Below are 20,772 nucleotides of genomic sequence, written 5' to 3' on the forward strand. Positions count from 1 at the left end.
TGCTCTGTGCGCCTGTCTCTCCGGCTAGAGCGGCACCAGCCCCTGTTTCAGCGCCAGGGCCAGAGCGTGTTCGCGGGTCGTGGCCCCCAATGCCTTGCGCGCATTGGCGAAATGCAGCGAGACCGCGGCCTCCGACAGGCCCAGCGTCTCGGCGATGCGGGCGGTCATCATGCCCTCGGCCAGCAAGGACAGCACCTCGCGCTGGCGGGTGGTCAGCAGAGGCGCAGGCCCCCCGCCGTAGCGTTCCGCAGGCGGCGGCGCATCCTGTCCGATGGTGCTGGCAAGCAGGGCGGAAAACAGCTGCATCTCCAGCGGCGAGGCCGCCTTGGCGCCTGCGGCGCTGTCCTCAAAGGCGAGGGTCACAAATTTCCCGGCCCCGCCCGCAGCATTGTCTGCTGCCCCGTCTGCCGCACTGTCCGCCCCGCCGTAGCGCGCGCAATGCATACCGCCAAAGCCCGCGTCCTTCATGCCGTGGTTCAGCGCCCATTCCCGGACACTGCCCGCCTGATCCCGGCGCAGCACGCCGCAGTCCAGCTGCATGCTGCCTGGCCGGTCCGCCAGGCCTTGGACAAAAGGGTCCACCCTGACGTAGTCCTGGCTCAGGTATTCGTCCATCCAGGCGCTGGGCATATCGGTGTTCATCCAGCCGATTTCCTTGAGCGTGCCGTTGATCTCCGCCACCAGGATGCTTTTTACCCCCATCTGCCCGGCCAGATCCTGCGCCGCCTGCCAGCGCGCGCCGGGATCCTGCGGATGCAGCAGCTTGTCCAAAGCATCAATCAAGGCGTTTTTCATAAGGGCACCAACCAAAAATCTACCGCAATTTAACCGGGCAGGCCGGTGCGGCGTCCAGCCTTAGAAGAATTCATAGCCCTATGAATATCCCTAGGTTGGCCCGTCAAAGGCGATCAGGCAATGTCTTTTTCGCGTCCGGCTATTGGCCCGGACCAGCGTTTCCGGCGGGTGCGCGAGTTTTGAGTGAGTGGTGGCAGCCCCTTATTGACGGGGCTACAGATGATCCCGGGCCTGGCGAAGGGCGGGTTCTGGCTGCGCACTTGCCGGGAACCATTTTCGGCGGCAGGCACCGGTATTTTCCCGCCGGGCCGCTGCTGCAAAGCTGCGGCCTGTATTACACGGCTGCCCGTCTTTGGCCGGGGCAGCCGGGCAGCGGTTTCGAGAGCGGACCAAGACTTTCCTGACAAGAAAAAAGGCGCCCCTCGGGGCGCCTTTTACTGTCCGGTCCAAGCGGGCTCAGACTTTCAGGTTCGGGATGATCTGCTTTTTGCGGGACATGATGCCCGGCAGCACCACGGTGTCGCCGACGGCATCGGCGCCAAAGGATTTGGCGGCCACGGTTTTCACCAGGTCGTTCGGCACCAGCAGGGTGGCTTCCTCGTTCAGGATGTCGACCACGAACAGCAGCACCTGATCGACGCCGTCCTCAGCCGCAACCGAGACCATCGACTCCATCAGCGAGGCCTTGCGGTCCAGCACCACGCCCGGCGCGGTGGTTTCCAGCACGGAGACGCGGAACTTGGTGCCGTCGACTTCGTATTCCTTGGAATCCATGCGGATCAGCTCTGCATCGGAGAACGAGGAGACGTCGGACTTGGCGGCAAACATCTCAGCCGCGTATTCGGAGATGTTGATGCCCAGATCCGCGGCCAGCTTCTCGGCCACGGCCTTGTCATGGGCGGTGGTGGTGGGGGAGCGGAACTCCAGCGTGTCGGACAGAATGCAGGTCAGCGCCGCGCCCTTGATGGCTTCCGGCATCTTGGCAGCATCGTCGCCCATCAGGTCGTGCATGATGGTGGCGGTGCAGGCCAGCGGGCGGATGGTGATGTCGATCGGGCCTTTGGTTTCCAGGCCGCCGACCAGCTTGTGGTGGTCGATGATCGCCTGCACGTCAGCGCCGTTGATGTTGGCGGGCAGCTCTGCCGGGTTGTTGGTGTCGACGATGACAACCGCCGCATCATCGGCCACGTCGGCGATGATTTCCGGTTTCTCCAGGCCCCAGCGCTGCAGCATGAAGGCGGCTTCGGTGTTCGGTTCGCCCAGCAGTTTCGGGGCGGCGGCCACGCCTTTCACCTCGTTCAGGTACCAGGCCCAGACAATGGGGGAGCCGGTGGAATCGGTGTCGGGGGATTTGTGGCCGAAAACTTGGATGGTCATGGGGCTGTCCTGTTCATGCATAAGGTCGGAAATGCGGGATTTGCGCGCCTTATAGGGCTGGCGCGCAGGCTTGTCACCCCGCTGATGCTGCAATGCGGCACTGTGTTCAGGGCAGGGGTCAGAACGGGGCCCGTTCCAGGCTGTAGCCCTGCTGCTGCAACAGGTTCAGAATGCCGGCCTCGCCAGGCAGGTGCAGGGCGCCGGCGGCGACCACGATGCGGTTGCCGCGGGCGGCCTCGATCACCGGGATCCAGGCGCGGTTGCGCTGGTCGATCAGCCCGTCCATCGCCTCAGCCCACAGGGTCTCGCGTTCGGCGCGGGTCAGGGCGCCGCTGTTCAGGAAGTCCCTTTCGCTGACAAGGAGGGCGGACAGCGACTGCTGGTCGAAATAGGATTCGACCGTGGTGATGAACCCGTCGGTGCCGCTGCCCAGCAGGGCGGTAAAGGCGCGCAGCTGGCGGACCTGTTCTTCCAGCGGGTCGGCGTCCATCATCCTGATAACGCTCATCGGGTCTTCCAGCGACTGCACCGGCACGCCGGCGTCTTCGGCCAGCACGCCCAGCCGCAGATCAAGGCCGCGCTTGACGTCCTTGTCCTGGCGCAGGCAGGGCGGAAAGGCCATCGACATTGCCAGGAACCAGGGCCGCATCTTGGCCGCCATCCAGGGGGCGATGCCCTGGCTGCGGACCCTGGCGGCCAGATCCTCCCATTCGGCGGCGGGCAGCCGGTCGATCAGGCTGGGGCCTTCGGTGATCAGCACCAGCGAGGGCGTGCGGCCCAGTTCGACCTCAAACGCGGCCTTGTCCTTGGGGCTGGCCTCCATCAGCAGCACGTCTGCCTGCCGGACCACAGGCGCCAGCCGGGCGGCTAGGGCCTCCATCCGCGGGTCATTGATATGCAGGGTGCCAATCACATGCACCGTGCGGGCGCCGCGCCGGGCGATCCAGTGGTTGCCCTCGGCAAAGGGCGCGGCCGCGGTAAGGGCTTCGATCCGGGCGCGCTCCGGGGCGCTCAGCGTGGTGCGCAGATCGGTGCCGGTGCAGCCCGCCCACAGCGCGGCGGGCAGCAGCAGAAAAAACACGTAAAAAATGAGCCGCATGATTGTCTGGTCCTGAATTTGCCGGGAAGGCCTGCCTACCACGGCGCCGGGGAGAGGCTGAAGCCCTTGGATTTGAGCAGGTTCAAAACGCCGTTTTTGCCCGGCAGATGGGCGGCGCCGACGGCGACCACAATGCGGTCCTGCTGTGCCGCCAGAATTGGCGCCATCCAGCGCCGGTTGCGGTCATCCAGCAGGCGGCGGTTGTACTGGCGCCACAGCCGCGCGGTTTCGGCCCCGGAAAAGCTGCTGTACTGGGCGCTGATCCAGGGGGCGAGGATGAAGGAGGTCCAGACGCTCTGGTCGAAATAAGCCTCGACCGGGGTGGCGTCTTCGGGCTTGTCCGACTGCACCAGCTCCAGTTCCAGCTCCAGCATCCGGGCCTGGTCGCTGAGCGGCAGGCTGGCGATGGCCTTCAGCGCCTGCTCCGGCGTTTCCAGCGCCCCCAGCGGGATCCGCTTGCGCTGGGCGAAGCCGGCGATCCGGTCGTCCAGGCCGCGGCGCAGGCCAAAACCGTAGGGGCGGCAGCCGCTTTGCACCAGGAACATGGAAATCGCCCAGGGCTGCATCCGGTTCATGGTTTCCGGATTGGCCCCGGCCACCTGGGCGGTGAGGATGAAGCGCTCCCAGGCCTGGGGGCGCAGCAGGTGGCGCAGCTCCTGGCCCTTGGGCAGCAGGAAGCTGCGGGTCATCGCGGCGGGCATGGTTTCAAGGCGTTCCAGATCCTCGTTTGCGGTTTCCAGATAGATTGCCTGGGCCGCGGCCAGCGCCGGGCGCAGGGTGCGCATCACCTTGGCCATGCGGGCGTCGCCGCCGTGCATGGTGCCGATCACATGAATGGTGCGGGGGCCCTTGGTGGCGACCCAGTGGTTGCCGCGGGAAAACGGGGTGGCGGCCATTTCGCGCTCCAGCCGTTCCTGGGTGGCGGCGGGCAAGTGGTCGCGGTAGTCGATGCCGCGGCAGGCGGCCAGCGCTGCAGAGGCCTGCAGGGCCAGGGCAAGTGCCAGTGCAATGGATTTCATCAAATGCCCTTTCCCCGGGTTCCGGAACGCAGGCCTGAGCAAACTGCGGCCTGAACATATGACCCTAGGGCGGGGCAGGGGGCGCGGCAATGGCAAACGCCCCGGGCCCGGCCAAAACCCTGCGGCGCGCGGTGCTGAGTTGCCAAGGCGCGCGCTTCCTGCCAGTCATGGGGCATGGAACGCGAGGATCAGCTTTATGCGCCGGTGAAGGCGCTGCTGGAAGCCCAGGGCTATGCCGTCAAGGGCGAGGTGGGGGCGGCCGATGTGGTGGCGGTGCGCGGCCAGGAGCCGCCGGTGATTGTTGAGCTGAAGCTGAAGTTTTCGCTGTCGCTGTTTCATCAGGCGGTTGCGCGGCTGGCCATCACCGATCATGTCTATATCGCGGTGCCGCGGCCCGGGGGGCGGCAGGCGCGGCGGATGATGAAGGACAATCTGGCGATGTGCCGGCGGCTGGGGCTGGGGCTGATCACGGTCTTGGCGGACGGGCGGGCAGAGGTGCATTGCGATCCCGGCCCCTATGCCCCGCGCAAGTCGAAGAAAAAGCAGGCGCGGCTGCTGCGCGAGTTTCAGGCCTTGCGCGGCGACCCGAACGCGGGCGGCGCCACCCGGCACGGGATTGTCACCGCCTACCGCCAGGACGCGCTGGCCTGTGCGGCGCATCTGGCCGGGGCGGGCGCCAGCAAGGGCGCGCATGTGGCCAAGGCCACTGGCGTGGCGCGGGCCACCCAGCTGATGGCCAAGAACCATTACGGCTGGTTCGAGAGGGTGGAGACCGGCATCTACCAGCTGACCGAGGCGGGCCGCGAGGGGCTGGTGCATTGGGCAGAGAGCTGGGAGGCGGAATGATGATCTGCGGATGCGCTTTTGGTGTGCTAATGTGTACGCTGGAAGGATCACCTTGTTTTTATAAGGGTTCATAAGTTTCGGTTTAATTCAGCTCATGCGAATTGCATTTTTTTCCTGTTGAGCAATAGCGGGTCTGCGCCGATGACTGCGCCAGCTTTGCACGAGGGGAGACAGCAATGGCAACTCAGGACATCGACCGGCTTCAGGACCGCTTGCGGGCACAGCGGGTCTCTTTCGACAAAATCCCGGTGATCGACATCGGCGCGCTGAACACGGGCGGCAGCCTGATTGAGGTGGCCAGGGAAATCCGCTGGGCGCTGACCAACGTCGGGTTCTTTTACGTCAAGAACCACGGGGTGCCGGAGGCGGTTGTGAATGGCGCCTTTGACGAGACCCGGGCGTTCTTTGACCTGCCGTTGCAGGACAAGATGGACCTGCATATCTCGAAATCCGGGATGGCCCTGCGCGGCTATATCGAGATCTTCGGCGAGAACACCGATCCGAAGAAGACCAAGGACCTGAAGGAATGCTTTGATATCGGGCCGGAATGCCCGGCGGGCAGCACGCCGTTCTTTGGCCCCAACCTGTGGCCCTCGGCGCGGCCGCAATTCCAGCAGGCGGTCTATGGCTACCATGAGGAGATGAAAGGCCTGGCGCAGCGCTTGATGCGGGCGATTGCGGTCAGCCTGGATCTGGAGGCGGATTTCTTTGCGCCCAGGATGCAGGATCCGATCACCATCCAGCGGTTGCTGCACTACCCGCCGCAGGAAGGGCAGATCGACGAGAGCGTGATGGGGATCGGCGCCCATACGGATTACGGCAGCCTGACCATCCTGGCGCAGGATGATGTGGGCGGGCTGCAGGTGATGAACCGCGACGGCCAATGGATCGAGGGGCCGCCGATTGCCGGCACGTTCGTGATCAATATCGGCGATTTGATCCAGCGGCTGACCAATGATCTGTATCTGGCAAACCTGCACCGGGTGGTGAATGCCTCGGGCCGGGAGCGCTATTCGATTCCGTTCTTTATCGACGCCGATGCGGAGGCGGTGTTCCAGCCGCTGGACAGCTGCGTCAGTGCAGAGAACCCTGCGCGCTATCAGCCGGTGACCTGCGGCGTGCACAAGTTCGGCCGCTTCAAGGACAGCTTTCCGCACCTGAAAGACAAGGCGGCCTGAGCCGGTAAATCAAGGAAAAACAGGGGGCGCTGCGGCGCCCCTCATTTTTTGCCGATTCCCCTGTTGACAAGGCCGCGGGGCATTCCTAGCTTCCCCTCGTTATCACTCGCCGGGTGTGAGTGATAACGGCCCCTGCCAGGGAGCGGGGGCGGAATGAGATAACAACCTTTGAGCCTTTAAGGAGCTGCAAAGATGGCATTGAAACCGCTTCATGACCGTGTGCTGGTGCGCCGCACCGAAAGCGAAGAAAAAACCGCGGGCGGCCTGATCATCCCCGATTCCGCCAAGGAAAAGCCGAGCGAAGGCGTTGTTGTCGCCACCGGCGAAGGCGCGCGCAAGGACAGCGGCGAGCTGATCGCAATGGCTGTGAAAGCCGGCGACAAGATCCTGTTCGGCAAATGGTCCGGCACCGAAGTTTCGGTCGACGGCGAAGAGCTGCTGATGATGAAGGAAAGCGACATCATGGGCATCATCGAGTAAGCCCTTAAGGCTTCTCTGATCCCCTAACTCGCTGACAATTACAGAATTTCTCTAGGAGAGTGAAAAATGGCTGCTAAGGACGTCAAATTCGACACCGATGCCCGCAACCGCATGCTGAAAGGCGTCAACATTCTGGCCGACGCCGTGAAAGTGACCCTGGGCCCGAAAGGCCGTAACGTGGTTCTGGACAAATCCTTTGGCGCACCGCGCATCACCAAGGACGGCGTGTCCGTGGCGAAGGAAATCGAACTGGAAGACAAGTTCGAGAACATGGGCGCCCAGATGGTGAAGGAAGTTGCTTCCCGCACCAACGACGAAGCCGGCGACGGCACCACCACCGCAACCGTTCTGGCGCAAGCCATCGTCAAAGAAGGCCTGAAGCAGGTTGCTGCCGGCCTGAACCCGATGGACCTGAAGCGCGGCATCGACCTGGCGACCTCGAAAGTTGTCGAAGCCATCAAGGCCTCTGCCCGTGACGTGAAAGACAGCGACGAAGTTGCGCAGGTTGGCACCATCTCTGCCAACGGCGAAGCCGAAATCGGCCGTCAGATCGCAGACGCGATGCAGAAAGTCGGCAACGAAGGCGTCATCACCGTTGAGGAAAACAAAGGCCTCGACACCGAGACCGACGTTGTGGAAGGCATGCAGTTCGACCGCGGCTACCTGTCCCCCTACTTCGTGACCAACCCGGACAAGATGATTGCAGATCTGGAAGACTGCATGATCCTGCTGCACGAGAAGAAACTGTCCTCGCTGCAGCCGATGGTTCCGCTGCTGGAGCAGGTGATCCAGTCGCAGAAGCCGCTGCTGATTATCGCCGAAGACGTTGAAGGCGAAGCGCTGGCAACCCTGGTTGTCAACAAACTGCGCGGCGGCCTGAAAATTGCTGCTGTCAAGGCACCGGGCTTCGGCGACCGCCGCAAGGCCATGCTGCAGGACATCGCGATCCTGACCGGCGGCCAGGTGATCTCCGAAGATCTGGGCATGAAGCTCGAGTCCGTGACCATGGACATGCTGGGCACCGCCAAGAAGATCGAAATCACCAAAGACGAAACCACCATCGTCGACGGTGCTGGCGAGAAGGCCGAGATCGAAGCACGTGTTGCCCAGATCCGCACCCAGATCGAAGAGACCTCTTCGGACTACGACCGTGAGAAGCTGCAGGAACGCGTTGCCAAACTGGCAGGCGGTGTTGCCGTGATCCGCGTCGGCGGCATGACCGAAGTGGAAGTGAAAGAGCGCAAGGACCGTGTGGACGATGCGCTGAACGCAACCCGCGCAGCTGTGCAGGAAGGCGTGATCGTTGGCGGCGGTGTTGCCCTGGTTCAGGCCGGCAAGGCGCTGGACGGCATCGAGGGTGCAAACTCCGACCAGAACGCAGGCATCGCCATCGTGCGCAAGGCCATCGAAGCGCCGCTGCGCCAGATCGCTGAAAACGCAGGTGTCGACGGTGCGGTTGTTGCGGGCAAGATCCGCGAATCCGCAGACAGCGCCTTTGGCTACAACGCGCAGACCGATGAATATGGCGACATGTTCTCCTTCGGCGTGATCGACCCGGCCAAAGTGACCCGTACCGCGCTGGAAGACGCGGCATCGGTTGCAGGCCTGCTGATCACCACCGAAGCCATGGTTGCCGACAAGCCCGCCAAAGAAGGCGCAGGCGCAGCCGGCGGCATGCCCGACATGGGCGGCATGGGCGGCATGGGCGGCATGATGTAATCATCAGCCATCCATCCGGATGACTTTGGGGCTGCCTGCAAAGGCGGCCCCTTTTCGTTTTTCGGCAAGGGTGGCCCGCCTTGCGGGTCTGCCTCCGGCGGGAGTATTTTGGACCAGAAAGAAGCGGGGGGTTAGGAAAGCGGCAGTGCTGTGCGGCGTTCTCCCCTGTGCAGCGGGGGGCATCTGCTGACACGAAGTTTTCATTGGCTGGACAGGCGGTTGCGCGCTAGCTGTTAGGGGACGCGCAACAGGGAGGGTCCGGCAGATGGCAAAACCGGCAAGGCGGAGGCTGGCCCGGCTGCTGCTTGCGCTGCTGGTTGCGGGCTGTGCGGTGTCGCCGGTGGACCGGCTGGCCAAGCCGCCGAACCTCTATTCAACCGGGCAGAACTACCAGGCGGAGCGGGTGCCGCCGGCGCAGCGCACCGTTGCGCCGCGTTTGCTCTATGTCACCAACCGCTCGCAGCGGCTGAACGGGGACGGCACAGTGAATTATCTGTCCGAACGGTCGGATTCCATGGGGTTCGGCACCGCCGAGGTGCAGTTCACAAGGGTTGCGGACTGGCCGGAGCTGGTGGCGCTGACCCATGCGGGCAGCGGCGGGCGGCTGCCGCGGCTGAAGGTGGCGGGATTTCGCGACAGCATCCGGTTTGCCAAGACGCCGCTGGCGGCAGAGCGGCGCGATGGCCGGGTGGTGACGGAGGCGCAGGCGGCGCGGGATTACGCCGCCCATGCGGCGGCCTTCCGCAGCGCGGTGGCGGCAGAGGTGCGGCGGGCAGGATCCGGGCGCATCCTGCTGTTCGTGCATGGGTTCAACAATGATTTCGAGGAGGCGCTGACCACGCTGGCCAATATCTGGCACTACGCCGGGCGGCGGTCGGTGCCGATGGCGTTTTCCTGGCCTGCGGGCAATCCCGGGCTGCTGAAGTATTTCCGCGACCGGGAGGCGGGGGATTTCTCGGTGTTTCACCTGAAGGAGACGCTGGACCTGCTGGCCTCGGTGCCGGAGGTGGAGGATATCGACATCGTGGCCCATTCCCGCGGCTCGGACCTGGCCACCACTGCCCTGCGCGAACTGGTGATCCGCGAGCGCGGCCGGGGCCGGCAGCCGAAACTGACCTTGAAAACGGGCACACTTATCCTGGCGGCGCCGGACCTGGATGTGGGTATCGTGCGGCAGCGGCTGATGAGCGAGCGGGTCTTTGCGGCCTTCGAGCAGGTCAATGTCTATATCAACCCGGATGACCAGGCGCTGGCCTTTGCCTCGATCCTGACGCGGGAGGCGCGGTTCGGACGGCTGGATGCAGAGGATTTTGCGCCCGGAGAGCTGGCTTCGCTGAAGAAGGTGGGGCTGGTGCATTTCATCCGCGTCGAGGGGGCGGGCGGGGCCGGGCATTCCTATTTCCGCGACAATCCGGGCGCGATGTCGGATATCGCCCTGGCGCTGCGCACGCGGGCGTTCCCGGGCGGCACCCTGCGGCCGCTGGAGCTGGACCATGACAACATCTGGACGCTGCACCCCGATTACCCGCTGGAGCGGCTGCCGGACCTGGATCTGGAATACGCCAGAGAAGGGCGCTGACATGCGGTTTGCGCTGGCCCCTCACGGCGCGGCGCGGTAGCCCTGTGCCATGCGCCTGTTTCTGCTTGTCTCCCTGACCATGGCGGCCTTTGCCGCGAACTCCATCCTCAGCCGGATGGCGATTGGCGCCGGGCATATGGATGCGGGCAGCTTTGGCCTGTTGCGGCTGGCCTCAGGCGCGGCGGTGCTGGTGCTGCTGTGCCGGATGCAGGGGCTGGCGGTGCGCCAGGGCCTGGGGGCAAGCCTGAAGGGCGGGGCGGCGCTGACGCTGTACATTGCCGGATTTTCACTGGCGTATCAGCAGCTTGATGCGGGCCTTGGGGCGCTGGTGCTGTTTGGGGTGGTGCAGGTGTCGATGTTCCTGTGGGGCGCACTGCGGGGCACGCCAGTCAGCGGTGGCCAGATGGCGGGGGCGGTGCTGGCCTTTCTGGGGCTGGCCTATGTGGTCTGGCCCGATGGCTCCGGTGCGGTGCCGCTGGGCGCGTCGCTTTTGATGGCGGCGGCAGGCCTGGGCTGGGGGATCTACAGCATCCTGGGGCGCGGCGCGGCGCAGCCGCTGGCGGCAACGGCGGTGAATTTCCTGTGGTCCACCGCGATGTTCCTGCCGGTTGCGTTGTGGCTCGGCGGCAGCACGGTGAGCGTTTACGGCGCGTCTCTGGCGGTGCTGTCGGGGGCGGTGACCTCAGGCATGGGCTATGCGCTGTGGTACCGGCTGCTGCCGCAGATCCTGCCCGCGGTGGCGGCCACGGTGCAGCTGAGCGTGCCGGTGATTGCGATCCTCGCCGGGGCTGCCCTGCTGGGTGAGGCGATCGGTTTGCGGCTGGTCTTTGGCAGCGCGGCGGTGCTGGGCGGCATTGCGCTGGTGGTGCTGCGGGCGCCTGCGCGCAAGGTTCAGGCGGCGAAGTAGGAACCGGGGGCTTCCCTGCGCCGCCGCTTAAGCTTATCTGGGCGTCATGCGTGACGTTCTGAACCCCCTCCTTGCCGCTGCTGCGGCGCTGCTGCCGCTGCCGGCGGCAGCCGATTGCGCGATCCTGCTGCATGGGCTGGCGCGTTCCGAGACGTCATTTGCGGTGATGGAGGAGGTCTTGCAGTCGCGCGGATACTCTGTGGTGCGGCCGGGCTATCCCTCGACGGAGGAGCCAGTGCAGGTGCTGGCTGATGAGACGCTGCCCGCGGCCTTTGCTGCCTGCGGCGGGGAGACAGCGCATGTGGTGACCCACTCGATGGGCGGCATTCTGCTGCGGCATTGGCTGCAGGACAACCAGCCGCAAAACCTGGGGCGGGTGGTGATGATGGGCCCGCCGAACCAGGGCAGCGAGCTGGTGGATGAGCTGGGCGGCTGGGAGGTCTTCGGCTATCTGAACGGCCCCGCCGGGCTGCAGCTGGGCACAGGTGAGAACAGCTTGCCCAAGCAGCTGCCTCCGGTGGCGTTCGAGCTGGGGGTGATTGCGGGCAGCGAGACGCTGAACCCGCTGTTTTCTGCGCTCATTCCAGGGGCGGATGATGGCAAGGTCTCGGTCGAGAGCACCAAGGTTGCGGGCATGGCGGCGCATCTGACGCTGCCGGTCACCCATACCTACATGATGAACAATCCCCAAGTGATGGCGCAGGCGCTGCATTTCCTGGAGGAAGGGCGGTTTGAGCCCAGCCTGGGCTGGCTGGCGGCGGTGGAAGAGATTATCAGCGAGGCTTGCCAGCTGAATGGCGGCTGTGAAGAGGCGGAAGAATGACGTTGGAACTGACCCTGCAGGGCGGTGATGTGCTGCGCCCCGGCGGGCTGCAGCGCGGCGGTGAGATTGCGATCGCGGGCGGGCTGGTGGCGGATGCGCCCGCCGGGCGAGCCGTGGATTTGTCCGGCTATCTGGTGCTGCCGGGGATCGTGGACGTGCATGGCGACGGGTTCGAACGCCACCTGGCACCGCGCCGCGGCGCTATGAAGCAGATGGGCGAGGGCATTGCGGCTGCGGAGGCTGAGCTGGCGGCCAACGGCATCACCACTGCGGTGCTGGCGCAGTTCTACTCCTGGGAGGGCGGCTTGCGCGGCCCTGAGTTTGCGGCGCAGGTGTTTGAGGGCATCCAGGCGGTGCGCGGCTCTGTCGTCACTGATCTGCTGCCGCAGCTGCGGTTCGAGATCCACATGCTGGAGGATTACGCCGGGCTGGCTGCGAAGGTGGCGCAGTGGCAGGTGCCTTATGTGGTGTTCAACGACCACCTGCCGCATGAGCGGCTGGCGGCGGGCAAGAAGCCGCCGCGGCTGACCGGTCAGGCGCTGAAGGCGGGGCGCAATCCGGAAGTGCACTGGCAGATGCTGAAGGACATGCACGCGCGCCGGGATGAGGTGCCGGGCAGGCTGGATGCGCTGTGCCGCGAACTGGCGGCGCTGGATGTGCGCCTTGGCAGCCATGACGACCAGACCGCTGAGGACCGTGCCGTCTGGCGCGAGCGCGGGGCGCGGATTGCCGAATTCCCCGAGACGCTGGCGGCGGCGGAAGCTGCGCGGGGGGCAGGTGATCCGGTGATCCTCGGCTCACCCAATGTGGTGCGGGGCGGCTCGCACAAGGGCAACGCCTCTGCCGTGGAGCTGATCGCCATGGGGCTGTGCGATGCGCTGGCCTCGGATTATCACTACCCCAGCCCGCGCCGTGCGGCGCTGATGCTGGAACGTTCCGGCCTGCTGGATCTGGCGGGGGCCTGGCGGCTGGTGTCAGAGGGCCCTGCGCAGGTGCTGGGGCTGGCGGACCGCGGCAGGCTGGAGGCAGGCAAACGGGCCGATATCGTGGTGCTGGACAAGGAGAGCCTGCGGGTTGCGGCGACACTGTCCGGCGGGCGTGTGAGCTATTTGTCCGGCGAGGTTGCGTCCAGGTTCCTGGGGTAGCTGCGCCGCGCGTCAGGCCAAAAGACCCCCCTTGCGGCGCGTGAAACCGGCGGGGCCGCTTTCACCGGGCTTGTTTCTTCTGGCTGGAAATATCCCGGGGTTTGGGGCAGAGCCCCAAGTCGAGGATGGGTTTGGGGCTGCGCCCCAAACCGTCAGCCTTCCGCCCGAACCACCCGGTTCACATGGCCCATCTTGCGGCCCGGCTTGGCCTCGGCCTTGCCATAGAGGTGGATGGCGCAGTCCGCCTCTTTCGCCAGCTCCGGGATACGGTCCACGTCGTCGCCGATCAGGTTTTCCATCACCACGTCGGAATGGCGCTGGCCGTCGCCCAGCGGCCATCCCGCCACGGCGCGGATGTGCTGTTCGAACTGATCCACGGTGCAGCCGTTTTGGGTCCAGTGGCCGGAATTGTGCACCCGGGGCGCGATCTCGTTGACGATCAGGCCCTGGGGTGTGACAAACAGCTCAACCCCCAGCACGCCGACATACTCCAGCGCGTTCAGGATCTTGCCCGCCATCAGCACCGCATCCATGCGCTGGCCGGTGGTCAGCTTGGCGGGCACGGTGGTGGTGTGCAGGATGCCGTCGCGGTGGACGTTTTCGCCGGGGTCGAAACAGGCGATCTCGCCGGTCACGCCGCGGGCGGCAATCACGGAGACCTCGTGGCTGAAATTGACGAAGCCTTCCAGGATCGAGGGGGCGCCTGCCATGGCGGCGAGCGCTTCGCCGGCGTCTTCCGGGGACTTGATGCGGGCCTGGCCCTTGCCGTCATAGCCGAAACGGCGGGTTTTCAGGATCGAGGGCGCGCCGATGTCTGCGAGCGCCGCGTCGAGGCTGGCCTGGTCGGTGATGTCGGCAAAAGGCGCGGTTTGCAGGCCGAGGTCCTGCAGGAAGGTCTTTTCCGTCAGGCGGTCCTGGCTGATCCGCAGCGCCTCGCGGCCCGGGCGGATCGGCTTTTGCAATTCCAGCAGGTCCAGCGCGGAGGTCGGGATGTTCTCAAACTCATAGGTGATCACATCGACAGAGGCTGCAAAGGCGGCCAGTGCCTCTGCGTCCTCATAGCCGGCGGTTGTCACGCGGTCGGCGACATGGCCTGCGGGCGGGTTGGCGCCCGGTTCGAAGATATGGGTCTTGAAGCCGAGGCGGGAGGCTGCAACCGAGAGCATCCGGCCGAGCTGGCCGCCGCCGAGGATGCCAATGGTGGAACCGGGGGCGAGCACATCAGTCATCGGAGGGTTCCTCAGGGATGGAGGCGGAGAGGGCGTCGCGCCAGGTGTCCAGGCGTTCGGCCAGGGCGGGGTCCTGCAGCGCCAGGATGCCCGCTGCCATCAGGCCTGCGTTGGCGGCACCGGCGGAACCGATCGCCATGGTGGCAACCGGGAAGCCCTTGGGCATCTGCACGATGGAATAAAGCGAGTCGACGCCCGAGAGGGCGCGGGTCTGGACCGGCACGCCCACGACGGGGACGCGGGTTTTGGAGGCGACCATGCCGGGCAAGTGGGCCGCCCCGCCGGCGCCTGCGATGATCACCTGCAAGCCGCGGTCTGCGGCGGATTTGCCGTAGCTCCACAGCCGGTCCGGGGTGCGGTGGGCGGAGACGATCCTGGCCTCGTATTCAACGCCCAGTTCATCGAGGATATTGGCGGCTTCCTTCATGGTGGGCCAGTCGGATTGGCTGCCCATGATGATGCCCACTTTGATGTCACCCATGGATGGTGGCTCCTGTCGCGGCTTGTGGAGCGCGCACTATAGGGAAATTGGGCAATGGTGCAATCCGGGTTGGGCCGGATTCCAGCGCGGTTTGCCTTGTTTTGCGGGCGATGCCGCTATGCCGCAGGGGGCGGCTCCCGCCCGCGCGGGGATGCAGGCAGGCTGCACCGCCTTGCCGTTGGGCGTGGCGCCGCACGCAGGCGCGGCGCGGGCTGTTCCGGAGAGGCTTGTGCCGGGGCAGAACCGCGGGCAGGGTGGCAGCTGGACCAGGGAGGATAAGATGCTGGAACTGCGCCCCAATTGCGAGCTGTGCGATAAGGATCTGCCGCCGGAGGCTGCGGATGCGCGGATCTGCAGCTATGAGTGCACCTATTGCACGGACTGCGTTGAGCGGGAGCTGCACAATGTCTGCCCGACCTGCGGCGGCGGTTTTGCGCCGCGGCCGATCCGGCCTAAGCGGGCCTGGCGGGAGGCGCTGAAGCTGGGGCGGGCGAACCAGCCGGCCAGTAGTAAACGGGTGCATTCGAAATTCACACGCGAGGATATCGCGGCGCATGTGGCGCGCATCCGTCACCTGAAGCCGGAGGAGCGCTAGGGCGCTGCTCGGCCCCGGCTCAGCCCTGGCCGCGGCGGGATTTCAGGCGCCGTGCGATCTGCCGCTTTTCCCAGTCCTGGCCGAACAGATCGACCACCTCATAGACGCTGAGCCCGTGCGTGGCGAGGCCGATGCCCCAGCCGAGCGCGGGCCAGACAACCCAGAAATACCCGGGGCTGGTCAGCAGGTTCAGCACCAGGAGGCCGGCCATCACCACAGCGTATTGGATGGCATGGGTGTAAAAGGCGCGGATGTCGCGCACGTATTGCATGGCGTCCTGTTCCTCGTGGCTCAGTTCCGGCGCGGCTGCTGCTGGGGTGGTCTGCATGTCCTGTTCCTTTCGAAGACTGGAGAACTCCGTTTCCAGAACAGCGGCAATGCACTTCAGGGTTTCAGGGCTGGCCTTGGCGCCGCGTTCGATACGCTGCAGCGTGCGGGTGCTGATGCCTGCCATGCCGGCAAGCTGCTCCTGGGACAGGCCTTTTTCGAGGCGTAGCTTTCTGACAATCACTGTAAGTAATCCTGCTGTTCACATGCTGACAGTGTCGCCGGAGCGAAGATCCGGCCACGACACTTCCCTGACACGCGCCCGACAATAACGCGGCATGGGTGATCCTGGCTGGTTCCGGCTGGGGCGCCGATGGCAGGGCAGCCGGCAGGGGGCAAAGGGGGAAGAGGCAATCGGAGCCGCCGGTCTGGCGGCTCCGCTCTGGTTCGTGATCAATCCCGCTGCTGCGGCAGGATCAGGTTCAAGACCAGGCCTGCAACACCCGACAGGCCGATGCCTGCCAGGGTGAAGCCTTCGCCGAATTGCAGCGTGAGGCCGCCGAGGCCGATGATCAGCACGGTGGAGATAATCACCATGTTGCGCGCCTCGGACAGGGCCTCGCCCAGTTTTGCCAGCACCGACAGGCCAACTACGGTGACCATGCCGAACAAGAGGATCATGATGCCGCCCATCACCGGCATCGGGATGGTCGAGAGCGCACCTGAGAGCTTGCCCACGAAAGAGAGCGCGATGGCAAAGAGCGCCGCCCAGGTCATGATCGCCGGGTTGAAGGCGCGGGTCAGGGTGACGGCGCCGGTGACCTCGGAATAGGTGGTGTTGGGCGGCCCGCCCAAAAGGCCCGCGGCGGTGGTGGCGAGGCCGTCGCCCAGCATGGTGTTCTGGATGCCGGGCTTTTCCATGTAGTCGCGCTTGGTCACGTTGGAGATCGCCAGGATGTCGCCGAAATGTTCAATCGCGGGGGCGATGGCGACCGGCAGGACGAACAGAATGGCGGCGAGGTTGAACTCGGGCGCGACAAAGCCGGGGATCTTGAACCAGGGGGCGTCTGCGATGGCGGCGGTGCTGATCAGGCTCTCGCCGGTCACGGCGCCGATCACCAGGGCGGCGATATAGCCTGCGGCGACGCCTGCCAGGATCGGCACGATGCGCATGATGCCGCGGCCCAGGATGGCGGTCAGCATGGTGGTGCCAAGTGCGATGGCGGCCAGCAGCAGGGCGGTATTGCGCGGCATGATCTGGGTATCGCCCGCCAGGCCGGTGGCCATGTTGACCGCCACCGGCGCCAGCGACAGGCCGATCACCATGATCACGGGGCCGACCACCACGGGCGGCAGCAGCCGGTGCAGGAAACCGGAGCCAAAGGCGCGGATGGCGAAGGAGAGCGCCACGTAAAGCAGGCCCGCAGCAGCGAGGCCGCCGGTGGTGGCGGCCATGCCCCAGGTCTGCACGCCGTAGATGATCGGCGCGATGAAGGCGAAGGAGGAGGCCAGGAACACCGGCACCTGGCCGCGGGTCACGATCTGGAAGATCAGCGTGCCAAGCCCTGCGGTGAACAGCGCCACGCTGGGGTCGAGGCCGGTCAAGAGCGGCACCAGTACCAACGCACCAAAGGCGACAAACAGCATCTGGGCGCCGATAAGGGCCTGTTTCGGAGTGAATTTGTAGTCGGCGCTCTGGGCGGCAGGCGCGTCAGTGTGGTCGCTTGTGGCGGTCATTCTTCTCGCTCGTATCGTTGGTCTGCATTCCGGCCCGGGGCAGGCAGCTGCCGGCGCCGCGGGCAAAATTGCAGTGCTCCTAAACGGAAAAGCCTCCTTTGACCATCCGGTCAGGGCGCGTTTTCTGTGCCTGTGGGCAGGGTGTCGCAACAGGGGGAGGCAGATGCCGGTTTTCTGCAAGCCAAGCGGGGGGCGGGCGGCTGTGCTGGCGGGGAAATTATGCCCGGAAAGCCTTCCCATGACCCAGCAAACCGATCCGCTCCTCCAGCCCCTGCAGCTGGGCCATCTGACCCTGCGCAACCGGATCATGAGCACGGCCCATGCGCCCTCGTTCCAGGAAGGGGGGCATCCGCGCGACCGCTATCGCCTCTATCACGAGGAGAAGGCGCGGGGCGGCATTGCGCTGACGATGATTGGCGGCTCGACCAATATCGCGCCGGACAGCCCGTCTGTGTTCGGGCAGCTTTATGCAGGCGATGACAGCATCATCCCGTGGTTCCAGCGGCTGACGGACGGGGTGCGCAAGCATGGCGCGGCGGTGATGTGCCAGATCACCCATATGGGGCGGCGCACCGCCTGGGACGACGGCCATTGGCTGCCGGTGCTGGGGCCGTCAGGGCGGCGGGAGCGGGCGCACCGGGCGTTTCCCAAGGTGATGGAGATGGAAGATATCTCCCGCGTTATCAAGGATTTCGCGGCTGCGGCAGAACGCTGCCGGGAGGGTGGCTTTGACGGGATTGAGCTGTTGTCGCACTCGCATCTCTTGGGGCAGTTCCTGTCGCCCCTGGTGAACTGCCGGGAGGATGATTACGGTGGCTCGCTCGACAACCGGTTACGGCTGACGCTGCAGGTCCTGGAGGCGGTGCGCGCGGCGGTGGGGCCGGATCTGATCCTGGGGATGCGGGTCACCGGGGATGAGCTGGCGGAGGGCGGGCTCAGTGCTGCCGAGTGCATTGAGGCGGCGCAGAAGATAGCCGCGACGGGCGCGGTGGATTTCCTGAACGTGCTGGCGGGCGCGCCTTATGATGATCTGGGGCTGGCCGGCTGGGTGGCGCCGATGGGGATGCCCGCGGCGCCGGATCTGAATGTGGCAGGCGCAATCCGCGCGGCGGTGGATCTGCCGGTGTTCCATGCAGGCGGGGTGGCGGATATCGCCACGGCCCGCCATGCCATCCGCGAGGGGCAGGCGGATATGATCGGCATGACCCGGACGCATATGGCCGATCCCTATCTGGTGCAGAAGCTGCGGCAGGGGGAGGAGGAGCGCATCCGCCCCTGCGTGGCGCTGGGCTATTGCGTCGACCGGGTCAATCAGGGCAAGCCCGCGGTCTGCGGCCATAACGCGGCGACGGGGCGCGAGGCGGTGATGCCGCATGTGATCGCGCCCGCAGAGGTGCGGCGCAAAGTAGTGGTGATCGGCGGCGGCCCGGCGGGGCTGGAGGCCGCGCGGGTGGCGGCGGAGCGCGGTCATCAGGTGGTGCTGTTTGAGGCCAGCGGGCGCCTGGGCGGCCAGATTGCGCTGGCGGCCAAGGGCATGACCCGGCGGCAGATCTGGGGTGTTGCGGACTGGCTGATCTCGGAGGTTGAACGGCTGGGTGTGGACGTGCGTCTCAATTCTTACGCTGAGGCGGGAGATGTGCTGGCGGAAAACCCGGATGCGGTGATCGTGGCCACTGGCGGCTGGCCGGAAGGTTTGGACATTCCCGGCGGGCATCTGATCACCTCCAGCTGGGAGGTGCTGGGCGGTGAGGCGCGGGTCGCGGGTGAGGTGCTGCTGCTGGACGAGGTCGGCGACCACGCGGCGCTGGTGGCAGCGGATGTGATGGCGCGCGCAGGTTGCAGCGTCACGCTGGCAACGCCGGACCGGATGGCGGGGCATGATCTGGGGCCGACCAATTCAGCCGTGGTCCTGCGCGATCTGGCGCGGCAGGGGGTGGTGTTCGAGAGCTTGCTGGAACCGGTGTCTGTGGCTGCCGAGGGCAACCGCAAATGCATCACTCTGCGTCATGTGCTGACCGGAGAGGTGCAGGAAAGGACCGTGGATCACGTGGTCTCGGAACATGGGGTGGTGCCGGCTGAGGACCTGTATCACGCGCTGAAGCCCGGATCGCGCAACCTAGGGCAGCTGGATCATCAGGAGATGATTGCGGGCCGGAGCCCCTTTGCGGAGGTGAACCCGGCAGGGAAATACTGGCTGGCCCGCGCGGGCGATGCGGTGGCGGGGCGCAATATCCATGCCGCCGTCTATGACGCGCTGCGGCTCTGCAAGGATCTGTAACCTGCGGCACAGCGGACCCGCAGCGCGCCGCAAGGCGCGCTGCCAGGCCCAACGCCTCGGCCGCGCAGCTTTGCTGCACGGCCAGGGGGCGGGAGACCCGGCTGGTGGTTCAGTTGCCGCGGAAGAAGGCTGCAACTTCCGTGATGATCTGCCTGTGCTTGGCTGCCCGCTCCGCCCCGCCGCCGCGGCAGATGATCTCGTCGCCGGGTTCTTCGGCTGCCAGGATGGCCTCACCGTCGGGAGTGCAGACGCCCAGAAAATCGAAATGCGAGAGCGTCTGCGGTTCGATGTAGCGCAGGCTGCTGCCGGGCAGGGCCTGGGCCAGTGCCCGGGATTCGATGTCCAGTGTCAGGCCGGAGTTCATGATTGGCGCGCCGTAGACCAGCATCGGGCGGGTGATCCGGGCCAGGCTGTCCTTGTTAAAACTCTGGGTGCCGCCCAGGTCGAACAGGGCAAAACCCTTGATCCGGGGATCGGACAGATCCGCCTCCATGCGGGCGCGGTCCTCAGGCGTTTCAGCGATCTTCCAGCCTTTCAGGACGCCGCAGACCAGTTCTTCCGGCAGCTGGCTGCAGATTTGCGCAACCCTCTCTGCATCATAGCGCGCCCCTGCCAGCAGCGCCGCAGTGAAGCCGCCCAGCGAGTGCCCGGCCATATAGATGCGGTCCGGGTCGGCAAGGCCGGCCAGCTCCGGCGCGGTCAGCAGGTGGTCAATAACGCGGGAGATATCGCGCGGGCGCTGCCACAGCTGGCGGCTGAGCGCGGGCTCGCGCGACCAGGTGGAGGTGCCGGGATGGCTGATGGCCGCCACGGCAAAGCCCTGCCGGGCCAGCGCCTCCGCCAGCCAGGCCTGGTTCAGGGCGTTGCCGTACAGGCCATGCGACAGCACCGCCAGCGGGAACGGGCCGGGGCCGGCGCTGCGTCCCGCGCTGCCAGCGGCGCTTCCCAAACCTTGCTGTCATAGAGCGGGGTGAGCGGGGCCGCGCCTGTTGCGGGGTACCACAGCAGGCCTTCCAGCGGGCGGTGGTCTTCGGTGGCGGGGATCTTCAGGTCCTGCAGGCCGGGCAGGTAGGCTTGCGCCGTGGCGGCGGTGGCGGTGCAGATGAAGGCCAGGGCAAAAAGAAGAGATTTCATGAGGGTCTCCGGGGTGTGTTTCCGATACCTCTGACCCTGGGCGGTGCGCGTAATTGCAGCAATGGCCTCAGCGGCTTATAGCTG

General features: G+C 65.8%; 20 protein-coding genes. 10 read left to right on the plus strand and 10 right to left on the minus strand.

Going from position 1 to position 20,772, the window contains the following annotated elements:
• Positions 1-24 precede the first annotated feature (24 nt).
• The 4 genes from ACXAEK_RS10995 to ACXAEK_RS11010 form a co-directional block, all read right to left on the minus strand.
• Positions 25-783 carry a helix-turn-helix transcriptional regulator gene (locus tag ACXAEK_RS10995; RefSeq protein ID WP_475041897.1) on the minus strand — a complete coding sequence of 253 codons (759 nt, stop codon included), beginning with the start codon at positions 781-783 and terminating at the stop codon, positions 25-27.
• 468 nt (positions 784-1,251) lie between these two features.
• On the minus strand, positions 1,252-2,172 hold the full coding sequence (locus tag ACXAEK_RS11000; protein WP_475041899.1) for a manganese-dependent inorganic pyrophosphatase: 921 nt from the start codon (positions 2,170-2,172) through the stop codon (positions 1,252-1,254).
• A gap of 118 nt (positions 2,173-2,290) precedes the next feature.
• Positions 2,291-3,271, minus strand: coding sequence for a TraB/GumN family protein (locus tag ACXAEK_RS11005; protein ID WP_475041900.1), 981 nt, complete (start codon positions 3,269-3,271; stop codon positions 2,291-2,293).
• 35 nt (positions 3,272-3,306) lie between these two features.
• A complete protein-coding gene (locus tag ACXAEK_RS11010; RefSeq protein WP_475041902.1) occupies positions 3,307-4,290 on the minus strand; it encodes a TraB/GumN family protein in 984 nt (327 codons plus the stop codon).
• A gap of 174 nt (positions 4,291-4,464) precedes the next feature.
• Here ACXAEK_RS11010 and ACXAEK_RS11015 point away from each other — a divergent pair, with 174 nt between their 5' ends.
• From ACXAEK_RS11015 to ACXAEK_RS11050, 8 genes are all read left to right on the plus strand, one after another.
• The gene (locus ACXAEK_RS11015) at positions 4,465-5,136 is read left to right on the plus strand and encodes a DUF2161 domain-containing phosphodiesterase (RefSeq protein ID WP_475041904.1); all 672 of its coding nucleotides are present in this window, start codon (positions 4,465-4,467) and stop codon (positions 5,134-5,136) included.
• 176 nt (positions 5,137-5,312) lie between these two features.
• Positions 5,313-6,314: an isopenicillin N synthase family dioxygenase gene (locus ACXAEK_RS11020; RefSeq protein ID WP_475041906.1), complete on the plus strand. Its 1,002-nt coding sequence runs from the start codon at positions 5,313-5,315 to the stop codon at positions 6,312-6,314.
• A 192-nt stretch (positions 6,315-6,506) separates the two neighbouring features.
• Positions 6,507-6,794, plus strand: a complete 288-nt coding sequence (locus tag ACXAEK_RS11025; protein WP_475041907.1) for a co-chaperone GroES — start codon at positions 6,507-6,509, stop codon at positions 6,792-6,794.
• A 66-nt stretch (positions 6,795-6,860) separates the two neighbouring features.
• Positions 6,861-8,513, plus strand: a complete 1,653-nt coding sequence (groL, locus tag ACXAEK_RS11030) for a chaperonin GroEL (RefSeq protein WP_475041909.1) — start codon at positions 6,861-6,863, stop codon at positions 8,511-8,513.
• A 265-nt stretch (positions 8,514-8,778) separates the two neighbouring features.
• Positions 8,779-10,092, plus strand: a complete 1,314-nt coding sequence (locus ACXAEK_RS11035) for an alpha/beta hydrolase (protein WP_475041911.1) — start codon at positions 8,779-8,781, stop codon at positions 10,090-10,092.
• 49 nt (positions 10,093-10,141) lie between these two features.
• Positions 10,142-10,999 carry a DMT family transporter gene (locus ACXAEK_RS11040; protein WP_475041912.1) on the plus strand — a complete coding sequence of 286 codons (858 nt, stop codon included), beginning with the start codon at positions 10,142-10,144 and terminating at the stop codon, positions 10,997-10,999.
• Between the two features lie 46 nt (positions 11,000-11,045).
• Positions 11,046-11,822, plus strand: a complete 777-nt coding sequence (locus ACXAEK_RS11045; RefSeq protein ID WP_475041913.1) for an esterase/lipase family protein — start codon at positions 11,046-11,048, stop codon at positions 11,820-11,822.
• Positions 11,819-12,967 carry an alpha-D-ribose 1-methylphosphonate 5-triphosphate diphosphatase gene (locus ACXAEK_RS11050; protein ID WP_475041915.1) on the plus strand — a complete coding sequence of 383 codons (1,149 nt, stop codon included), beginning with the start codon at positions 11,819-11,821 and terminating at the stop codon, positions 12,965-12,967. Before ACXAEK_RS11045 ends, ACXAEK_RS11050 begins: the two co-directional genes overlap by 4 nt.
• Before the next feature lie 152 nt (positions 12,968-13,119).
• On the opposite strand, the gene ACXAEK_RS11055 is transcribed toward ACXAEK_RS11050, so the two are convergent.
• Positions 13,120-14,196, minus strand: a complete 1,077-nt coding sequence (locus tag ACXAEK_RS11055) for a 5-(carboxyamino)imidazole ribonucleotide synthase (protein ID WP_475041916.1) — start codon at positions 14,194-14,196, stop codon at positions 13,120-13,122.
• Positions 14,189-14,677, minus strand: a complete 489-nt coding sequence (gene purE / locus ACXAEK_RS11060; RefSeq protein ID WP_475041917.1) for a 5-(carboxyamino)imidazole ribonucleotide mutase — start codon at positions 14,675-14,677, stop codon at positions 14,189-14,191. The genes ACXAEK_RS11055 and purE overlap by 8 nt, the downstream gene beginning before the upstream one ends.
• Positions 14,678-14,957: 280 nt before the next feature.
• Between purE and ACXAEK_RS11065 the strand changes: the two genes are divergently transcribed.
• Positions 14,958-15,272, plus strand: coding sequence for a DUF1272 domain-containing protein (locus ACXAEK_RS11065; RefSeq protein ID WP_475041919.1), 315 nt, complete (start codon positions 14,958-14,960; stop codon positions 15,270-15,272).
• A 19-nt stretch (positions 15,273-15,291) separates the two neighbouring features.
• On the opposite strand, the gene ACXAEK_RS11070 is transcribed toward ACXAEK_RS11065, so the two are convergent.
• Positions 15,292-15,783 (minus strand): 2TM domain-containing protein, encoded by a 492-nt coding sequence (locus ACXAEK_RS11070; protein WP_475041921.1) that lies wholly within the window; start codon positions 15,781-15,783, stop codon positions 15,292-15,294.
• A gap of 209 nt (positions 15,784-15,992) precedes the next feature.
• Positions 15,993-17,276 (minus strand): uracil-xanthine permease family protein, encoded by a 1,284-nt coding sequence (locus ACXAEK_RS11075; protein ID WP_475041923.1) that lies wholly within the window; start codon positions 17,274-17,276, stop codon positions 15,993-15,995.
• Positions 17,277-17,514: 238 nt separating this feature from the next.
• Here ACXAEK_RS11075 and ACXAEK_RS11080 point away from each other — a divergent pair, with 238 nt between their 5' ends.
• The gene (locus tag ACXAEK_RS11080) at positions 17,515-19,554 is read left to right on the plus strand and encodes an oxidoreductase (RefSeq protein ID WP_475041924.1); all 2,040 of its coding nucleotides are present in this window, start codon (positions 17,515-17,517) and stop codon (positions 19,552-19,554) included.
• 109 nt (positions 19,555-19,663) lie between these two features.
• Here ACXAEK_RS11080 and ACXAEK_RS11085 read toward each other — a convergent pair whose 3' ends face one another.
• Positions 19,664-20,503 (minus strand): alpha/beta hydrolase family protein, encoded by an 840-nt coding sequence (locus tag ACXAEK_RS11085; protein ID WP_475041925.1) that lies wholly within the window; start codon positions 20,501-20,503, stop codon positions 19,664-19,666.
• Positions 20,410-20,688 carry a hypothetical protein gene (locus ACXAEK_RS11090; protein WP_475041926.1) on the minus strand — a complete coding sequence of 93 codons (279 nt, stop codon included), beginning with the start codon at positions 20,686-20,688 and terminating at the stop codon, positions 20,410-20,412. The genes ACXAEK_RS11085 and ACXAEK_RS11090 overlap by 94 nt, the downstream gene beginning before the upstream one ends.
• Between the last annotated feature and the right edge of the window lie 84 nt (positions 20,689-20,772).

The sequence above is a fragment of the Leisingera sp. ABM4_101 genome (assembly GCF_056158725.1).